The organism is Sodaliphilus sp. (assembly GCF_045598405.1).
GTDB lineage: Bacteria > Bacteroidota > Bacteroidia > Bacteroidales > Muribaculaceae > Sodaliphilus > Sodaliphilus limicaballi.
In genome coordinates this window covers 19461-38504 of record NZ_JAZLLZ010000025.1, presented here as the reverse complement: position 1 = coordinate 38504, position 19044 = coordinate 19461, and the positions used below count along the sequence as shown (strand labels likewise).

General features: G+C 48.6%; 12 protein-coding genes and 1 pseudogene. 10 read left to right on the top strand and 3 right to left on the bottom strand.

Features of this window, described 5'->3' with window-relative positions:
* Nucleotides 1-110: 110 nt before the first annotated feature.
* Nucleotides 111-3605 (bottom strand): DUF2723 domain-containing protein, encoded by a 3495-nt coding sequence (locus ACKI3C_RS02575; protein ID WP_407401735.1) that lies wholly within the window; start codon nucleotides 3603-3605, stop codon nucleotides 111-113.
* Between the two features lie 450 nt (nucleotides 3606-4055).
* Here ACKI3C_RS02575 and ACKI3C_RS02570 point away from each other — a divergent pair, with 450 nt between their 5' ends.
* From ACKI3C_RS02570 to ACKI3C_RS02550, 5 genes are all read left to right on the top strand, one after another.
* Complete coding sequence (locus ACKI3C_RS02570; RefSeq protein ID WP_321625809.1) at nucleotides 4056-4451, top strand: DUF1573 domain-containing protein; 396 nt, start codon at nucleotides 4056-4058, stop codon at nucleotides 4449-4451.
* Nucleotides 4452-4465: 14 nt separating this feature from the next.
* Nucleotides 4466-5563, top strand: a complete 1098-nt coding sequence (locus tag ACKI3C_RS02565) for a DUF1573 domain-containing protein (RefSeq protein WP_407401733.1) — start codon at nucleotides 4466-4468, stop codon at nucleotides 5561-5563.
* Nucleotides 5564-5635: 72 nt separating this feature from the next.
* Nucleotides 5636-6784, top strand: a complete 1149-nt coding sequence (gene meaB / locus ACKI3C_RS02560) for a methylmalonyl Co-A mutase-associated GTPase MeaB (protein WP_407401741.1) — start codon at nucleotides 5636-5638, stop codon at nucleotides 6782-6784.
* A 10-nt stretch (nucleotides 6785-6794) separates the two neighbouring features.
* A complete protein-coding gene (locus ACKI3C_RS02555) occupies nucleotides 6795-7313 on the top strand; it encodes an NUDIX domain-containing protein (protein ID WP_407401731.1) in 519 nt (172 codons plus the stop codon).
* A complete protein-coding gene (locus ACKI3C_RS02550) occupies nucleotides 7313-8008 on the top strand; it encodes a SprT-like domain-containing protein (RefSeq protein ID WP_407401729.1) in 696 nt (231 codons plus the stop codon). The genes ACKI3C_RS02555 and ACKI3C_RS02550 overlap by 1 nt, the downstream gene beginning before the upstream one ends.
* A 462-nt stretch (nucleotides 8009-8470) precedes the next feature.
* Here ACKI3C_RS02550 and ACKI3C_RS02545 read toward each other — a convergent pair whose 3' ends face one another.
* Both ACKI3C_RS02545 and ACKI3C_RS02540 read right to left on the bottom strand, forming a co-directional pair.
* Entirely contained in the window at nucleotides 8471-12589 is a 4119-nt protein-coding gene (locus ACKI3C_RS02545) for a hypothetical protein (RefSeq protein WP_407401727.1), read from the bottom strand.
* Nucleotides 12590-12618: 29 nt separating this feature from the next.
* Nucleotides 12619-12876 carry a hypothetical protein gene (locus tag ACKI3C_RS02540; protein WP_407401725.1) on the bottom strand — a complete coding sequence of 86 codons (258 nt, stop codon included), beginning with the start codon at nucleotides 12874-12876 and terminating at the stop codon, nucleotides 12619-12621.
* A gap of 516 nt (nucleotides 12877-13392) precedes the next feature.
* On the opposite strand from ACKI3C_RS02540, the pseudogene ACKI3C_RS02535 reads away from it, so the two are divergent.
* The 5 genes and pseudogenes from ACKI3C_RS02535 to ACKI3C_RS02515 all read left to right on the top strand — a co-directional run.
* Nucleotides 13393-14006: pseudogene (locus ACKI3C_RS02535) on the top strand (IS982 family transposase); the annotation flags it as partial.
* 220 nt (nucleotides 14007-14226) lie between these two features.
* Complete coding sequence (locus ACKI3C_RS02530; RefSeq protein WP_407401723.1) at nucleotides 14227-14679, top strand: DUF4143 domain-containing protein; 453 nt, start codon at nucleotides 14227-14229, stop codon at nucleotides 14677-14679.
* Nucleotides 14680-14783: 104 nt separating this feature from the next.
* Nucleotides 14784-15797, top strand: a complete 1014-nt coding sequence (locus tag ACKI3C_RS02525; RefSeq protein WP_407401721.1) for an aldo/keto reductase — start codon at nucleotides 14784-14786, stop codon at nucleotides 15795-15797.
* 238 nt (nucleotides 15798-16035) lie between these two features.
* Complete coding sequence (locus ACKI3C_RS02520) at nucleotides 16036-17880, top strand: dockerin type I repeat-containing protein (protein ID WP_407401719.1); 1845 nt, start codon at nucleotides 16036-16038, stop codon at nucleotides 17878-17880.
* 313 nt (nucleotides 17881-18193) lie between these two features.
* Entirely contained in the window at nucleotides 18194-19033 is an 840-nt protein-coding gene (locus ACKI3C_RS02515) for a hypothetical protein (RefSeq protein ID WP_407401739.1), read from the top strand.
* The last annotated feature ends 11 nt before the right edge of the window (nucleotides 19034-19044 follow it).

The following is a 19044-nucleotide window of genomic DNA, read 5'->3' as shown; positions in this document are numbered from 1 at the left end:
CTCCCACAGAGACACAGAGGACACGGAGGGGATTTTTTTGATAAACTTTGTTTGATACTTTAATTGTCTCTGTGTCCTCTGTGTCTCTGTGGGAGGGGGGTAAAAAGGGGTTACTGGGCAGCGGTAGTGTCGTTTTGCTCGGCGGGCTGCTTGGTTTTGCCCATGCGTTCGTCATAGATGTAGTTGATGCTCGGAGTGTATCCATCCATCACTACACCCATTGCAGTTACTTCCTGCATTGTGCTGTTGAATGTCTTCTCGTCGAATGCTTTGAGAGTGCCGCAAAGCACGGGGAAGAGGTTGTCGCGGATGTAGGCATCGTAGCGAGTGAGACGACTAGCATAGAACGGTGAGAGTGACTGATAGTAACGTGCATATTGAGCAAAACGCAGAGTCTCCTCCTTGAGCAGCTCGGTACCCTTCTTTTGCAATTCGGGTCGCTCGGCCACACGTCCCAGGAACTGGTAAGCCTCGGCTATCTCAAGACCCATGGTCATTGAGTAAGCGCAAGTTTTAGAGGGCAGTTTCTTGTCCATGAGGTCAAGCACAGTGCTTGCCTTGTCGAAGCGGTCCTTGGCGTAGGCCTTGGGAGCCTTGCCCATGAATGACTTCTCGCCATGCTCGGCAGCGTCGAGAGCCATGACACCTTCGTTGGTGAGGTCATCCACCAGGCTGAGCATAGCTGTGCGGGTGGTAGTGACCATGCGGCGCACAGTCTCGTCGAGGTAGAGCGAGCCAGGCTCGGCAGTGTCAAGTCCGCCCCAGCGGAACTTGGTGGTCACATTGTTGTACATCTTGTCGGTGGCTGTGTGTATGTTCTTATCCTCGAGGTTCAAGAACGGAGTCACCTGGTAGGCCATACCAGTGTTGAGCATGTAGGGGCTCAAACCGAGGTAGAACGACTCGGGTACTGTCATGGCGAAGTAGCACGGACGCTTCCATCCCTGGGCGATGCTCGAAGCGATGAAGTCGAGCGACATCACAGCGCTTGACGACATGCCTTGACCCATGTCCATGAGGTTCATGAGGATGGCTTCTTGTGCCATGTCGCGCTTGCCGGCAGGCACTACCCCAGCCTTGACAGCCTGATCCACGTCGATGGGGATGGCCACACGAGGATATTTGATCTCGGGCAGGCCGTAACGCTGATTGATAGATGCAGGGCTGTAGAGGTGTTCAAGCGACTTGAGCGCAGGCACAAAGACGGTGTCGGGCTCAATGAAGTAGTTGAACTGGTGCTGGTCGTAGGCAAAGGTGGTCTTGCCGGCCAGCATGGGCAGAGGCTTGCTGTCGTAGGCAGCACGCTGCATCTGACGAATATACCAGTCGGTAGAGAGGTAGCTCAAGTTCACCACGCGCACGTCGGTGCGGTAGTTCTCTACCTCCTGTGCATACCACAAGGGGAATGTATCGTTGTCGCCATTGGTGAAGATGATAGCGTTCTCGTCAAGGCTTGAGAGATAGTTCATGCCGAAGTCACGAGCGGCGTAGCGTCCGCTGCGGTCGTGGTCGTCCCAGGTTTGGCTCACCATCTGCAAGGGCACTGCAAGGCCCACTACGGCAGCAACGGCGGCAAATGCAAGACCCTTCTTTTCATCGGCCTTGCCTGCCTTGCTCTTGCCGAACAATGCAGAGAGGATGCTCCACAATCCAGCAACGCCGAGGCCTATCCAGATGGCAAACGCATAGAACGAGCCGGCGTAGGCATAGTCACGCTCACGAGGCTGGCTGGGAGTCTGGTTGAGGTAAACCACGATAGCCAGGCCGGTCATGAAGAACAGGCAGAACACTACCCAGAACTGCTCGATGCCTCGCTTGTCGCGGAATGCCTGCCACAGCAAGCCCACGATGCCCAGCAGCAACGGCAGCATGAAGAACACGTTGTGGCCCTTGTTGCCCTTGCCCATGTCGTCGGGCAGGAGCGACTGGTCGCCCAGACGCAGATTGTCGATAATGGGGATACCCGAGATCCAGTTGCCATTGGTCACTTCACCCATGCCCTGGATGTCGTTCTGGCGGCCAGAGAAGTTCCACATGAAGTAGCGCCAGTACATGTAGTTGACCTGGTACTCGAGGAACCACCTGAAGTTCTCGGCAAATGTGGGTTTAACCAGTGACTCGGTCCTCATGGGATTGAAGTCTTTATCGACCATTGTCGTTCCCTCTACCATAGTCCCCTGCAAGCCCAGCCATTCCTGGTACTCGCGGGCATGGCCCTCGCTGTGGATGCGGGGGAAGAGCATGTTCTGCTCGGGAACGTACACATAGCTCTCCTTGGGACCAAGGTCACGATAGCTGTCGGGCTCGTCGGGAGAGTTTTTCACCTCCTGGGCATACATTGTGGCGCCCTCGGTCTTATAGGGACGGCCGGTCTCGCCGTTATACACGATCTCGCTCTGGAAAGTGCGTCCGTAGAACAGCGGGCTCTCGCCATACTGCTCGCGGCTCAAGTACTTGGCCAGCTCGAATGTGTTGTTGGGAGAATTCTCGTCGAGAGGAGTGTTAGCGTTAGAGCGGATTAGAATGAGTGCGTAGCATGAGAAACCGATGAAGATGACCAGTATGCTCAACGAGATATTGGCCATGATTCTCAAGTAGTTCTTGGCAAACTTAACAAAGAGCACGATTCCCACGATAGAAACTATGCCCATCAGGAACCACACGCCCATCGATGTGGTGAAGAACACGCCACCCGAGAGGAGAACGCCCATGATGAAAGTCGCAACTGTGAGCATCTTGTTCATGTTCTTGTAAATGCACAAGAGGTTGAGCGCCAGCACTGCGACGAGCAAGAATGCATAGAACAGCGCGCCCGAGTTGAATGACATTCCCAAGCCGTTGACAAACATCAGGTCAAACTTCTGTGCCATCTTCACAAATCCGGGCTCGAGTCCGTAGAGAATCACCAGGATGATGACAAACGACAGCATCAGCGTAATCAGCGAGCCCCACACATTGGTGTTCTTGCACTTGCGGTAATAGAACACCAGCGCGATAGCGGGAATACACAGCAGGTTGAGCAGGTGCACACCCAGCGACAGACCCATCACATAAGCAATGAGAATGAGCCAGCGGTCGCTATCGGGCTCGTCGGCACGGTTTTCCCACTTGAGGGCAAGCCAGAACACCAGCGCAGTGCAGAATGATGAAAAAGCATAAACCTCGGCCTCTACGGCAGAGAACCAGAATGTGTCGCTCCATGTGTAGGCCAGCGCAGCAGCCGCGCCGCTACCCATGACCACAAGGTACTGGGCAAGAGACATGCCCTCGGTCTCACCGTCCTTAACTACCAGCTTCTTCACCAGGTGAGTAGTGGTCCAGAACAGCAGCAGGATGGTAGCAGCACTGAAGAATGCCGACATCGTGTTGACGCAGTAAGACACCTTGGTGATGTCACCGCCGGCAAAGTTGGCAAAGAAACGTGCCGCAAGGATGAAGATAGGGTTGCCAGGCGGGTGGCCTATCTCGCTCTTAAATCCTTGTGCAATAAACTCGGGGCAATCCCAAAAACTTGCTGTGGGCTCAAGCGTGAGCATGTAGGTGACCATAGCCACTGCAAACATGAGCCAACCCAGCGTGTTGTTGATAATGTTGTACTTTTTCATTTATATAACGTTATAATTTTTTGGCGCTATTTGTGTAATAACTCACAAAGTTACTGCAAATCTTTGAAACAACACTTATATTTAGCATTAATTAATAGAAAAATGCAAAACAGGTAACTACTCGGCAATGGAATTTTGCAGAGTCCCCGCGCGGATCTCACTGAACTCACTGATTTAATAATAACTGAAAGAAATTAAAATAATTAGAATAATTTCTTATTCCGTTAAATCAGAGCAATCTGTTGTAACTATACTACAATAGATTTTTTTGCAGATTCCCCGCGCGGATTTCATGAATCTCGAAGATATTATAATTAATCTCTGCGTCCTCTATGCCTCTGTGGGAGCCCGTTTTTTCGTCTTTCGTCATTCGTTTTTCGTTTTTTCACCATTCGTTTTTCGTCATTCGTGAAAAAATCGTACCTTTGTGGGATAAACCAAAGCGAAACTATGAAACGAGCATTATTTTCGATATTGTTGAGCGTGCTGTGTGCCGTGGCAGGAATTGCTGCCGACGAAGGCGCCCAGGCCACGTTCAAGAATCGCAGCCACGACTTCGGCGTGATCAAGGAAGACGGCGGCCCGGTGTCGCACGTGTTTGAGTTTACCAACACTGGCGACAAACCGCTCATCATCGTTGAGGCAACGGCTTCGTGCGGATGCACACGCCCCGAGTACACCACCAAGCCCATCAAGCCGGGCAAGAAAGGGAAAATCAAGGTGACCTACAGTCCGCTGGGCCGCCCGGGGGCTTTCCGCAAGACAGTGAAAGTGAAGACCAACGGCAAAGAACCGCGCACCACCCTCATCATCGAGGGAACCGCGACTCCGGCCAAGAAGAAATAAAAGGGCTAGAACGGATGAGCAGGTGGCTGACATCGGTGATACTGGCTTGGTGCTGCGCCATGAGCGCGTGGTGCCAGGGCGAGGTCCACTGGCTGGAGCATGAACACGACTTCGGCACCTTCAACGAGAAGGACGGCAAGGTGTCGTGCACAATGCGCATGGTCAACACTGGCGACTCAGCGATGATAATCGTCCGTGTGCAATCGACCTGCGGATGCACCGCCACCGAGTACACCACGACGACCATCAACCCTGGCGACACAGCCACGGTGACTCTCACCTATAACCCTGCCAACCGCCCGGGGCAGTTCAGTAAAGACGTGTTTGTCTATACCACCGGCTCGCCACGACGCAGCCAGCTCACCATCACAGGTAAGGTGATAGGGGCACCTGTCACCATCGACCAGCAGTACCCGGTGAGGTCTGGCGGCCTGCGACTCGAAGTGGAGAATGTGCCGCTGGGCGAGATGTACCGCGGAGCGACCCGCAATGCCTACATCAACGCCTACAACGCCTCACTCGACACCCTGGTGGTGACCACCGACGGCAACCTGCCGCACGTGCAGCTCACCGCTTCGCCTGTCACCGTGCCCCCTGGCGAGGCCAGCGCCATCGTGGTGCACTACGACACGCGTCAGGCACCGCTGTGGGGATTCAACGAGGACACACTCATCGTGATGAGCGAACCCGTGCACGACTCGTCCTCGGCAATAGCCGGCATTGCAAGGGTGTATGTGATGGCACAGGTGATGGAGGACATGAGCAAGCTCACTCCCGAGCAACGCAGCAAGGCGCCCGAACTGGTGCTCGACACCGACAAGGTCATCTTCGAAAGCATGCAGCCCGGCAGCATCGCGCAGGGAACCATCACGCTGGCCAACAAAGGCAAGGCGACGCTCAACGTGCGCAGGCTGTGGTGCCCCGACAAGGCCGTGACCATCGGCAATGCCCCCACACGCATCAAGAAAGGCAAACGGGCAGTGGCGACGATCAGCGTTGACCCTGCTATGGTTGAGGGCGGCGTGCTCAACACCACGCTCACCATCATCACCGACGACCCCCGCAACCCGCGCTCATCGATAAGGCTCGTGGGCATGGTAGCAAAGAAATAAAAGAAACAATCTAGTTAGCCTAGATAGCCTAGATAGCTTATTAAAGAAAACAACGATATGAACGACAACGAAATGAATATTAACAACCCCGATGTTGCCCACTGCGACCACGCTGAATTTGCCAACTGCGACCATCATCCCGAGAACGACTATGCCGGCCTCCAGGTGAACGCCGGCATCGAGCAGCCTCCCATGGTGAACCCATATCTCAAACGCAAGCGCCGCCCGCAGCTGAGCGTCAACGACTATGTTGAAGGCATACGCAAGGGCAACCCCGCCGTGTTGGGACAGGCAGTGACTCTGGTCGAGAGCCTCATGCCCGAGCACCAGATGATAGCCCAGGAGGTCATCACCAAGTGCCTTCCCTACACGGGCAACAGCCGCCGCATAGGCATCACCGGCGTCCCCGGGGCAGGCAAGAGCACCTCGATCGACGTCTTCGGCATGCACGTGCTCAACCGTGGCGGCAAACTCGCTGTGCTGGCCATCGACCCCAGCAGCGAGCGCAGCAAGGGCTCCATCCTGGGCGACAAGACACGCATGGAGAAACTCTCGGTGCAGAACGACGTGTTCATTCGTCCCAGCCCCTCGGCTGGCAGCCTGGGTGGCGTGGCACGCAAGACACGCGAGACCATCGTGCTGTGCGAAGCGGCAGGATATGACAACATCTTTGTCGAGACCGTGGGTGTGGGCCAGAGCGAGACTGCCGTCCACTCGATGGTCGACTACTTCCTGCTCATCCAGCTGGCTGGCACCGGCGACGAGCTGCAAGGCATCAAGCGCGGCATCATGGAGATGGCCGACGGCATCGTCATCAACAAGTGCGATGGCGACAACGTGGACCGCGCCAACCTGGCCGCAGCACAGTTCCGCAATGCGCTGCACCTGTTCCCCCTGCCGCCCAGCGGGTTCCTCCCCGAGGTCGTGACCTACTCGGGCTACTACGAGCTCAACATCGACAAGGTGTGGGACATGATTGACCGCTACTTCGACCACGTGCGCAAGACAGGCTTCTTCGAGGAGAAACGCCGTGAGCAGGAAAAATACTGGATGTTTGAGACCATCAACGAGCAACTCAAAGCACGCTTCTACAGCGACCCCGAGGTGGAACGCATGCTCGAGATGAAAGAGCAGATGGTGCTCGCCAACGCCCAGTCATCGTTTGTCGCAGCAACCGATGTGCTTGAGTTTTATTACAACAAGAACAAGATAAACCTTTAAATTAACTCTTATGAGCGAATACACCTACAAGCACCCCCACCCTGCCATTACCACCGACTGCGTCGTGTTTGGCTATGACGGAGTGAAACTGAACGTGCTGCTCATCGAGCGCGGCGGCGAACCGTTCAAGGGCGCATGGGCTTTTCCCGGAGGTTTCCTCAACATCGACGAGGACGCCCCCGACGGCGCGCGACGCGAGCTGGCCGAGGAAACAGGCCTGCACATCGAGCACATCGAGCAGCTGGGAGCATTCACAGCACCCCACCGCGACCCGCGCGAGCGAGTGATCTCGATAGCCTACTTCACACTAGTGCGCACCAGCGACGTGCAAGCCGGCGACGATGCCGCCAGCGCCCAGTGGTTCCCGCTCAACAAGTTGCCCGACCTGGCATTTGACCACAAACTTATCTACGAGAAAGCGCTCGAGCGACTGTCACACTTCATCAAGCTGCGCACAGGCGAGTTTGTCAGCGCCGATTTCTCCTATGAGGAAATGGACGCCATCTACTATGCAACCCTCACCCGCTGATGGTTCCCGCTATACCATATCTGCTTGACCGTTACGAGCACTTCAATGCGCTCATCTTCAAAGGGGAGTTGCCGGCTGTGTCCATCGTGCTGTCGCGTGCAAGGACATTCCTGGGCAAGTGTGAGTACAAGGGACGCATCAATGCGCAGGGGCAGGAGGAGTTCTTCGACTTCGTCATTCGCATAAGCGTGGCATACGACATGAGTGAGGATCAGCTCGACGATGTCCTCATCCACGAGATGATTCACTACTGCATTGCAGTGAACCAGTTGCGCGACACATCGCCACACGGCAAGATATTCAGGCAACTCATGGCCACCATCAACGAGCGCTTCGGGCGACACATCACCATCTCAAACAACCAGCCCGTGGCCAAGGCACCCGTCCAGCGCAAAAGCTGGCACGTGGTGGCAGTGGTGCAGATGACCGACGGCAAGACAGGCATCAAAGTGTTGCCACGCATCACCAACCGCATCACCGATTACTACAACGGAGTGATGTCCAGTTCTCTGGCCAAGAGCGTCAAGTTCTACATGAGCAACGACCCGTTCTTCAACCGCTACCCCAACTCGGGCGCGCTCAAGATCTACCACGTGGACCCCGACGAACTCGCCGCCCACCTCCACGGCTCACACGACGTGCTATGCGACCCCGACGGCAACAACGTGCGTGTCTCCCCCACAGTAAACAAATAGGGAAACAACAACATTTTCACCAAAACTAGATAAAAGGGACGGTTCTTTTTATCTAGTTTTTTTGCATTTTGTCGCTTTAGACGCTCAAAACTAGATAAAAAGATCCGTCCCTTCTATCTATTCTTTCCACCTTATACCCGCTTGATTTACTCCGAGAGTTCCGAACAGTTATAGGACTTTGTCTTGTTATGCAGACTCATCCACTCTCATAAGCCTTGGCATCAAGTTTCTGTACGTCGGGCCAGATGTTTGCCTACGGCTTCCTTCAGATTCCACCTCGCAGTGGACACCCTTGCCTTCGGCTGTAGCCTTCCCACTGTTAGGGCGGCTTGGGGACTTGCACCCGTTAGAATACGTTCGTGCTGGGCGAACATAAACGACCATGCACCGACAAAAGATGCATGGTCGTTAAGAGAGTTTACCATTTTATTACCCTAAGGGTAATGGTATTCAAATAGTAATTTACTTGTTTGTGTTGAATGAAATCGTAACATTAGTAAAAAGGTTGTTTTCATCAAACAAGGAGATTGACACAACACCTTCGATTACGGAAATTTCAAAGGGTGTAATAATGTCTTCGTCTGCGACATACATGCGTCCTTGTTTGAGTACAAAGTCTGCATCTTCAGGGAATTTGCCATTCTTTATGCGAACTTGATACTCTTCATCAAAGTCTCCTCTGTTAGCAATTGTAACAGTACCTTTTTGAGGATTGAAGCTAAATGAGTAGTTACCTATTTGCATTTTTTGTATGGAAGTTGACAATGCTACATCTGAATGCTGTGAAGGAACTTTTTGGACCTTTTCTTCAACAGTAACCTTATTTTCTTCCATCTTCGGTTCTTCTTTTTCCTCGGCAATTTCTATCTTGCCACTTACGTCCTTGCTTACTGACAAGTAGTGTTTGAACAATGACTCCCAGTCCGCAATACTAAGTTCAGGCTTCAAGGGGAACTTTTCTGTAAGCGAAATGCCAAATTTCTCTCGTTTTGTCAATGCTTCGCTGCGATATTCTTCGGCCTTGTCATTGTTATCAATCAAATCGTCAGCCTGACGCTCCTTACATTGTACCCAACGTTTTTGCATTGCAAGTTGGTAACTCTTGTCATCCGATTGCTTTTGTGCCCATTCGTAATACGCCAATGCATCCACGAAACGTCCTTTTTCTTCAAAAATCTTACCAAGTTCGGTATAAACGATTATACCAACTGATTTGCGAGAATAACGCTTATAGTTCCTGTCGCAATAATCGCGTACTTTCATCGCCTTAAGAGAGCGTATCAACAGGTCTATTGAATTTTCACTCCTCATCTTCTTTACATCATCGATGGCGTCGAAGAGAAGTTTTGCCTCCGCATCAACATATTTCACTGCAGGACGTTCCCAATCTTGTAAATCAGAATAACGAAGTTCAATTAATGATTTGATAACATCTTCGTTAAAAATAATGTTGCAAGAACTCATGTCGCGCAACAAAGCGATATTATCTTCTCTATTTCCTACGCGCAACAAGGTAGGCAAAAAGCCAAATAACAGTTCTGGTTCGTTTTTGCTATAACGCAAAGCATTACCAACGATTAGACGTTGACTAATAGGCAGCTCGATTTTTTTATTAGCCTTATACTCGTCAATGATATTTTTGCGCCAATTCGGGTCTTTTGTTCCCTCATAATATTCCAATTTATTTGGATATTTCGTAATTTTAAGCATCGCTGAATAATATTCGCTGGGTCTCTTGTCCTTTGGAATGGTTTCCCAAATTTCAGCTGCCATAGCAAATTCATCAAAGTCATATGCAAAACGAGCCAGTCTTGAAACATCAAGATCAAAATCCAAAGCATTTAGCTTCTGACAATATTCGGCGATGATTGGTATTGCCTTAAGCCCATCTGATTTGCCTTTCTCTAATTTGTTCAAGTAAAGGTTTGCAACATACTGCCATGCATAACGACATGCCAGTTCATCTTGATTCTGCCGAATCTCCTGCAAGATTGACGCAAGAGCTAGCTTACAGTCATTAAGGGATGGTTTGTTCGAACGAACACAAACATTTACCTTAACACTATGTGAATAGTCTTTAAGATGAGCTATCTGAGAAATAACATCCAAACTTGGGTTGCTATTTAGCTCCTTCCAGAAATACTCAATTGCATTTTCATATTCACCTGCAACCTTATACATCTCGGCTGCTTGGAGATAGTTGTCTTCAAAGACATAAGCTTTTGCTTTACATCTTGCCTCACCCGTTTTGTCACCTTTACTCTTGTAAAGTGCTGCCGTTTGCCTCATCATCCTTGGATCTTGCAGAGCATTTGCCCTACTTTCCATGTCATTGAGATGCTCATCCGAACGCATATAATTCAAGTTCTCGTCATCGATGTCAATTCCCTCAACATATTCAATCCATCCAAGATCATTTTCATTCCAACTTTGACGCTGTGCATTAGAAAGACTTCCTATCATTTTGTCACGTAAAGTTGTTATATCACGTTCCAACGATGTATCATCTGCCTGGTTAAATGCAAAAGCCCAGAAAGATTTTTTTGTAACATCATCAAGAATATAAAGGTTCGAACTTGCACGGGTTACCGCAACATAGGCATTACTAACCTGATATTTAAGTGCAATGTCTTTTACCAAATCGGTTTGCGGGTTATCGAACCAAGACAACAAGTTGGTAATACTTAAGTTTGAATTAACTCCATTAGTATCAAATCCAAATATCGCTACGTTAGGATATTCCAATCCCTTGGCTTGAGTCGGGTTAAGGATTGTAATGTCATTGGGGACACCATTATCAAAGGTTATCATATCTTTCAGCGAAGAGTTACTGATAAAGTCTTCAACAGATTCTCCATCATCAGAGGGAACGATAAGAACAACCTTCTTCTCTTTTAATTTCTCAAATACAAGTTTGTCCGATGGAGAAATACAATAAACCGCGTTACCTTCATTAGAGAAATGAGGTTTTTGAGGCGTAGATTCCTCTTTAAATCTAGACGCTCGCAACAACTGGATACGATTAGCTAAACGAACAACTTGCTTTGTTGATCGAAAATTTTCTGACAATTCAATTGGACTTGGAATCAAGCCCTTGGTTTTAGGAACGCCAGTTAATGCACAAAGCCTTTCAGTAAAGTAACTACTTAATAGTTCCCAACTAAAGCCTGTGGGGTTAAGTGTCTGAAATTCATCTCCTGCAAAAACAAAGGGGAGTTTGTTGAAATCATTTATGTCAATTCTTCTGTGTGCAAATGAAGAAGATTCAAGAATGAAATCAATTTCAATTCGGGTAAAGTCCTGAGACTCATCACAGAATACAGCAGAGAACTGTTCGTCAACACAATCGTTTTCTAGACAGTATCTTACAAGGTCTTGGTCATCCCAATATCCATCAAGTTTTGAGTACCACTTTTCCCACACGACATTGTAAATGTCTTCAAAAGTGTCCTGAGTGACAGATTGGTTTTTCTCGCCAATCAAAGCATAATCTTGCGGAGTACAATATGTTTCTGTGTCCCATCCTTTGATATATGTGCGTATAACATGCCAGCTTATACTTGGACCATATTTTTTAGCAGCATCTTTAGTTTTTCCGAATTGTTTGTTCCATAGTTTGTTGAACAATGGGAAGGACACATACTTGTCTTTTGTGAATTTTTCTGCGACAGTACCAGGGTATTTACTTTCGATACAATCACAAAGCAAATCCTTAAAGACATAAAATTTGTCATTAAAAGAAGGAAGTATATCAGACTTGTAGTTTAAATTAAGACCTTCAATGACTTTGATATAGGCGGAATTTTTTTCAAACAAGGTCTTGCACAATTTCTTTGCATCATCGATAAGATTCGAGCTATAAGAGAGGTAAACCGGTTTCTTTAGTTCACCGTCTAAAATATCTTTGTTGCGATGATATGATAAAATTTCTTCTGCAAATACGTATTGCAGAATCGTTGATTTACCACTACCTGCTCGTCCTGTCAAAAACAACGGAAATTCAAACCCATTTTGAACTATTTCAATTTGTTGGCTTGAAAGAACCATGTTGCTTTTTGAATCCTTCTCCATTACTCGCCAGACATCTTTGTCCTCCAAAAATTCGAATGGATAACCGCGTTGAAAATCTTCCGGAATATCAACCCCGTCAGTAAATGCGGCATAGTCGTCATTCTCCGTTTTATCAACTAAACGACACAGAATCCAATTATCATCTTGAGTGTGATATACCAATATTGCATAATTCTTGAAAGGAATATGATACCACCCCTCTTCTGCCTCAATATTTTCTACAATAAACTCCTCAAGTTTTGATGCGGCATTAGAGAAATCCTCAAAATCCACAGAACTTACATCACGAATCCATTCCTTTGTCTCATAGATAATATCTTTAAACAACTCGTGATTGGGTTTGACAGAGTTTCCTGAGATAAAACTTATTTCATTTGCGCTTAATGTTGGTTTGTTTACAATAAGCTCAGGCTTATTAAGTTTTTCTTTTGCCTTTGCAAAGTAATCGCTCCAATCAACACAATCTAAACCTGTAAGATTATCACGCTCTTTTTCTGGACAATTTTCCAACTTGAATCTATCATAATCGGCCTCTCCTCTTAAAAAACACGCAAGGCAACATAAATACGCATTTCAATCCCATCAACAGTAAAAGTTTTGTTTGACAGAATAATACGCAAGTTGTTTCGGACAATTTTAATATAATTGCCAGGGAACCTACGATACTCAGATTTGTTTCCATGTGAGTACCCATCTAAAGAAGCTTTCTCTTGCCATTTCTCAAATGACTTGAGTACAGAGCGTCTCTTTGCTTCTTCCAAGAATTGATCAGTTGTAAAGACAAAATTCTTAGTCATACCACGATATTTTTTACATGCTTCTTTAGCTCGTGTTGGTTGACCTTTACCAGTGAAGACCTAAAAGCATATAATCAAGCAAGTTAGTGTATTTCATAAAGTCATTAGATCATTTACACGAATGAGAACACCGCCCACCTTTTGCAAAGATAATCAAAAAGCCCTAATATCTTTTTCGCAAACAACAAAAGTTATTCACAAAGTATCAGTTTTTAAAAAAACCTTTCACAAGATTTGTAGCAATAATCATGCCAAAATCCATTTATTTTGCCTGTTACTATATATCAGCTTAAATATGCGAGGGTAAGAGTTTCGTTGTAGGAGGACTCGTACAGCCAATGAGAGTGACAAAGGCATTAGTACCATCGGTGTAGTATTCACCTCGGATTTCGCTTGCTTATTGTCTCCTTTATTTAACGTAAGTTCGATGAATTTAAGTGTTTGATTATTTGGAAAATAGCGGAATTTTTTGTGATTTAGTAGTGCAAAAAAAATCAAAAACAAAAATATTCCGCTATGTTCACTGATGACAAAATTACTGAAATTTTCGTAATGTGCGATGAATTCTGCCAAAAATTTGATGAGTCCTTCAAAAAACTTCACTTGAGGCTCCAAATCCCGGCAAGCGCAAGTATTACCGTGCCCCCAGGATGTGCGACTCGGAGGTCATGACCATTCTGATCCTGTTCCACAAATCAGGCTACAGGTGCCTGAAGCATTATTACCTCAACCACATATGCACCGATGCCGAGATGCGCAAGCGTTTCCCTAAGACTATGTCTTACAACCGTTTTGTTGAACTACAAAAGGTTGCCGTGTTAAAGCTGATTGCATTTGTCAAACTGATCCTGATGGGCAAATGCACGGGAATAAGTATCATTGACAGCACACCGCTGCGTGTGTGCAGGAACCAGAGGATATTGCAGCACAGGGTCTTCAAGGGGATTGCCCAGCGCGGCAAATGCTCCATGGGCTGGTTCTTCGGGTTCAAGCTGCATGTGGTGTGCAACGAAATGGGCGAGATAATCAACTTTATGTTCACTCCTGGCAATGTGGACGACAAGGAACCGCTGCACATGGAGCAGTTCACAAAGGATATTTTCGGCAAACTCGTCGGCGACAGGGGGTATAGATAAAAGGGACGGTTCTTTTTATCTAGTTTTGCCAGTGTTTGTGCGATTTATCGGAATTTAAAAGAGATAAATCTGCATTTTATCGGAATTTATGACTTTAAAATCTGCATTTTATCGGAATTTGATTATCTTTGCAACCAGTAAATGAACATTTTATGGTTAACGAACAAATAATACTCCAGGTTCTTGCCGAGCAAAAGAATGACAAGCGTTCCTTGTGCAGCTGCTTGTGAAGCATTCCTTTAAGAGCAAGAATCGCTTGCGTGGCCCCAAGGCATATATAATCGACCCGGGGTTGCATAACAACCGTGAAAACTCTATGGCTGCCAAGGCCATAGGCTGGCGACTCGAGAACATTGTGTATATAGAACTGCTCCGGCGGTGTGCCAATGACTTCCTAGACATTTATTTCTATAAACCCAGTTCAAGGGAAAAGGAAGTGGATTTTGTGATTTGTGACAGAAACAAGGCCACACAGCTTGTCCAAGTCGCTTATGACATAAGTTCAGAGAAAACATTCAAGCGCGAAACGTCGGCCCTTGTAACCGCTTCGGAGGCGCTAAATTGCGATAATCTTTTTCTGATAGCCTTCACTGAGACTCGCAACGTAGAAGTTGCCGGCAAGACAATACATATCATGTCGGCCCTTGACTGGCTATTAAAAAAATAGACTATCTGCGGCTTGTATTGACAAACAAAACGACATGTAATGAAAAAAAATTTGTATCTTTGCACCTAGACAATCCTGTTTGAAAAACCAAATATTGAAATCTTATGAAGGATATTGAACGTATTAGAGTGAATTATACTGCCGATCCGCGTCGTTATGAGGGGGTTACGCCTACTCGTCGCATGGGCAGCAGTGGTCTTGTCATGCCCGAGATGTCGCTGGGTTTCTGGTGGAACTTTGGTGCTTACAACACCTATGGCGACTCGCTCGACAAGATGATGTATGCCTTTGACCACGGCATTTTCTGCTTTGACCTCGCCAACAACTACGGTCCTCCCTTTGGCGCTGCCGAGGAGACCTTCGGCCGGATGATGAAGCAGTGTTTCATGCCCCACCGCCGCGAGATGATCATCACCAGCAAGGCGGGCTATGACATGTGGCCTGGCCCCAATGGCTCTGGCTCGTCGCGCAAGATGCTCATGGGCAGCCTCGACGAGAGTCTGCAACGCATGGGCCTGGACTATGTCGATATCTTCTACTCTCACCGCTACGACGGCGTGACTCCCATTGAGGAGACTATGCAGGCGCTGGTTGACATCGTGCGTGCCGGCAAGGCGCTCTACGTGGGACTGAGCAACTATCCCGTTGAGAAGCTCGCGCAGTGTGTCGAGTATCTCGAGGCGCGCGATGTGCACCCCGTGATTTACCAGGGCAAGTACAACATGCTGTGCCGTGAGCCCGAGGACGGCCACTTGCAGTATTGCAAGGAGCATGGCATGGCGTTCACCGCGTTCTCGCCCATCATGAAGGGTCTGCTCACCGATAAGTATCTGCACGGCATTCCCGCCGACTCTCGCGCTGCGCTGGGCAACGCCGTGAGCAAGGCCGATGTAGATGCTATCCACGACAAGATTGTGAAGCTCAACGACTTGGCACAGCAGCGCGGCAACACGCTGGCTCAGATGGCAACGGCATGGCTGCTGCGCCGCGACGAGGTGACATCGGTCATCGTGGGTCCCCGCACCGTGGATCAGCTCAAGGACAGCCTCACCGCACTGCACGTGGCTCCTTTCACCCAGGAAGAGCTGACACTCATCGACAACATCCTTGCCGAATGAATTTGCCGTAACTATAGGAGCAATGGGTAATCTCACGCAGATAATAATTTTTCAACTTTTGCTGAAACCATCTGAATTTAACTGATTTGCTCCAATTAGCGTCCTGCTGGACGCATTTTTGCGGTTTACCTATACCCCCACCGCCACTTCGTTTCGGCGGTGGGGGTTATTTAGATATTGTCCTACCGGACAACAAATTAGCATCATTTATTATAAAAGCTAAAGTTGAATCTATAACATGGCTACCGGCTTGTTCCTTAACAACAAGAACACCTGCGACGGCGGCATGCCCACGATGTGGACACTCACCCGCAATGCCGAGACCAACACATGGACAATCACCAACAATGACAAGGCAGTGGGTGTGAACCTGATCATCCCCTCAGCATCAATCACAATTCCTATTCCCATCCTGGGCGACCAGACCCTTGGCGGATACTCGTCGAACGTGCCCGATAGCGTTGCTGTGGTGTCGAATGCTGCCGAAGCATCTCAATTCACCATTCAAGGCACAGCCGATGGCTATACCATCGCGAACACAACCGAATGGGAATACTTCAACTTTGCCGACATCAATCTGTCGAATATCATGAACCTGATAAGCAATGGCGGATTCCCTGCGTCTTACACCTCATACCTCTATACAGGCGAACCTGTGGATGGTGCGAGCGCACTCCTTGCCGGCGAGTACCCGTCGATGTATAACGCCCGCTGGAAGTTCGTTTCCCGCGAGGAATATGAGCAGACCGTTGCTTATCGCAATCAGGTGATAGAGGCCCTCAAGAAGACCCTAGCCGAGAGCCAGGAGTCAATCAAGGGCATCCAGAACTCTGCGTTGCGCAAAGGTATAGCAAACGCTATGATGGCCAAGGCCGCAGTGCTCAATGGCATTGTGCAGACCCCCATTGTCAACTGGTTTATCACTCCCGCTACAAGCGAGCTGGTGAAGGCAATCGATGAGTGTGAGGCTGCTGTAGAGTATGCAAAGATCAACAGCATGTATTATGTTGCTTGCAAGGAAGGCATTAACAACATGTCAAACCTGAGCAGCGGCGTGTTTGTCAAGGGTATTGTTCTTGCCGCCAACACCGAGCTTGAACTGTGCTTATCGACCACAGCAATGGATGCAGCGATGCTCGCCCTGCGTGCAGGCGCTATCCTGTATGCCCAGACCGTAGAAACATGGGCTATGGGCCAGGACTTCACCGGATTCGTTGGTAACAACTCATTCTCTACCGGAGGCATTGACAAGTGGCTGCCACTCAGTGCTCAGCAGCTTGCCGGACTAGTTCCCGCGATTAAGGATATCATGGACAAGCTGCCCATCACTGCCGAGCCTTCGGCAACAGTAGTAGATGGACATCTGGAGTCTAACTCCGCTGTAATGCAAGCAGTAGTAGCTCTGCCCGAGGGCCGTTACCGTCTCTCGGCACAGATGGCAACAAGCGCGCTCAACGATGCTAGCCTCTATGCCCTCATTGTTGATGGCAGCGACTTGATTGACAATATCAAGGACGTTGCAAGCAGTCTGGACCTGTCGTTTGAAGACGTGTTCAAACTTGCCGAGGCAATTATCAAAGGCGGCTCGATAACCGACATCATCAAGGAAGTGAGCGGAAGCATCAACATTGATGCTGACACCCTCATGAAGATCGTTGCCGATGCAATTCAGGGCAATGCCAAGAAGGTTAATGTGAACGCCGTTAAGGGCGAGGGCGCCGACAAGTTTGTGGAGAACAACCTTGAGTTTGAGATTGATAACAGGGCAATCTTGCTGATAGGTACAAGCGCGCAGCTCTCACTGGCATCGGACATCATCCCCGGTGGCTTGTTTGACGGCCTAACAGCCCTTCTGGGTACAGCCAGCTACAAGGCCGATGACGTGCGTCTCACCTACGTGAGAAATCTGTGGGACGTTAACCTGGACGGTAGCCTTGATGTTGTCGATGTGACCGACGTGCTCAATGTGGTTCTAGGCGTTGACGATGCAAACAAGTATGAAGGCCGTGCCGACGTGAACAAGAACAACAAAATTGACGTTGACGATGTCAATATATTAATTAACAAGGTTTTGCGTAAATAATAGACACTACGGTAATAATCGTGAAATCACGGGTCGCTATCTCCCCGAAACAGGTGAGGATGGCGGCCTTTTTTCTGAATTACATCTTGTGCATAAAACGTGCACTGGTGTGTTAACAAAAGGGTATGTGTGTTAATTTTAGTTTTAGGGACGCATTTTGTGGGTTGTTTATAGGGGTTATGGATAAAAGATGTTGTAAATTTGCGAAAAAATTAACTTCAGTATGCGTGAAATGTGCATATTTAAGTACATTTACATTCGCCGAGATACATAATAACAAACCAAATAAAACTAAAAAATGAGCAGTCCTGTAATAAACGTGATAGGGGAGAGCAGTTCGACTCGCACCGAATGGACCCTAGTTGAAGGGGAGAACGTGCTTGAGCATGCTTTCACCGAAGGACTAAATCCGTTTTTCCATTCTCGTCGTGAGATAAGCCATAGCATACGCTTGGAATTGCCCGAAGCATTTTTCAAGCGCCGCTGGAACCATGTGTACTATTATGGCGCTGGCTGCTCAAGTCCCGAGAAGAACAAGATAGTGGAGGCATCGCTTGTGGCCCAGTTCAAGACCCCGGTTACCGTGGAGAGCGACTTGCTGGGTGCGGCACGCGGATTGCTCGTGCACGAGCCAGGATTGGCGTGCATCCTGGGCACTGGTTCAAACTCGTGTTTCTATGACGGTCAGAACGTGGTTAAAAACGTGCGTTCGCTTGGTTTTATCCTGGGTGACGAGGGCAGCGGTTCCGCTCTGGGCCGCTTGTTCCTGGGCGATGCTCTCAAGAATGTGGCGCCGCGCGAGTTGATCGATGGTTTCTTTGAGGAATTCAAGGTGACGCCCGACGATATCATGGATGCCGTGTATAATAACCCCTCGGCCAACCGTAACCTGCGCGAGTACTCGTTCTTCTTGAGCCATCATCTTGATAATGATTATGTTCACTCGCTCATTTTCAACGAGTTTAACCGTTTCTTTGAGCGCAATGTGTGCCAGTATGACTACAAGGGATATCCGTTGTGTTTTGTAGGGTCGGTTGCTACGACATACAGTAACATCCTGCTCGATGTGGCAGCGCGTCATGGCATCACAGTGCGCAAGATAATACGCAGCAGCATGCCAGGACTGGTTACCTATCATGCCACTGCGAAATAATCGATGCGTGT

What these genes read in the sequence shown, in the direction of transcription:
- ACKI3C_RS02520 (WP_407401719.1), top strand. Translation starts at nt 16,036, where the DNA reads ATGGCTACCGGCTTGTTCCTTAACAACAAGAACACCTGCGACGGCGGC.
- ACKI3C_RS02525 (WP_407401721.1), top strand. Translation starts at nt 14,784, where the DNA reads ATGAAGGATATTGAACGTATTAGAGTGAATTATACTGCCGATCCGCGT.
- meaB (WP_407401741.1), top strand. Translation starts at nt 5,636, where the DNA reads ATGAATATTAACAACCCCGATGTTGCCCACTGCGACCACGCTGAATTT.
- ACKI3C_RS02565 (WP_407401733.1), top strand. Translation starts at nt 4,466, where the DNA reads ATGAGCAGGTGGCTGACATCGGTGATACTGGCTTGGTGCTGCGCCATG.
- ACKI3C_RS02555 (WP_407401731.1), top strand. Translation starts at nt 6,795, where the DNA reads ATGAGCGAATACACCTACAAGCACCCCCACCCTGCCATTACCACCGAC.
- ACKI3C_RS02550 (WP_407401729.1), top strand. Translation starts at nt 7,313, where the DNA reads ATGGTTCCCGCTATACCATATCTGCTTGACCGTTACGAGCACTTCAAT.
- ACKI3C_RS02575 (WP_407401735.1), bottom strand. Translation starts at nt 3,605, where the DNA reads ATGAAAAAGTACAACATTATCAACAACACGCTGGGTTGGCTCATGTTT.
- ACKI3C_RS02540 (WP_407401725.1), bottom strand. Translation starts at nt 12,876, where the DNA reads ATGACTAAGAATTTTGTCTTTACAACTGATCAATTCTTGGAAGAAGCA.
- ACKI3C_RS02570 (WP_321625809.1), top strand. Translation starts at nt 4,056, where the DNA reads ATGAAACGAGCATTATTTTCGATATTGTTGAGCGTGCTGTGTGCCGTG.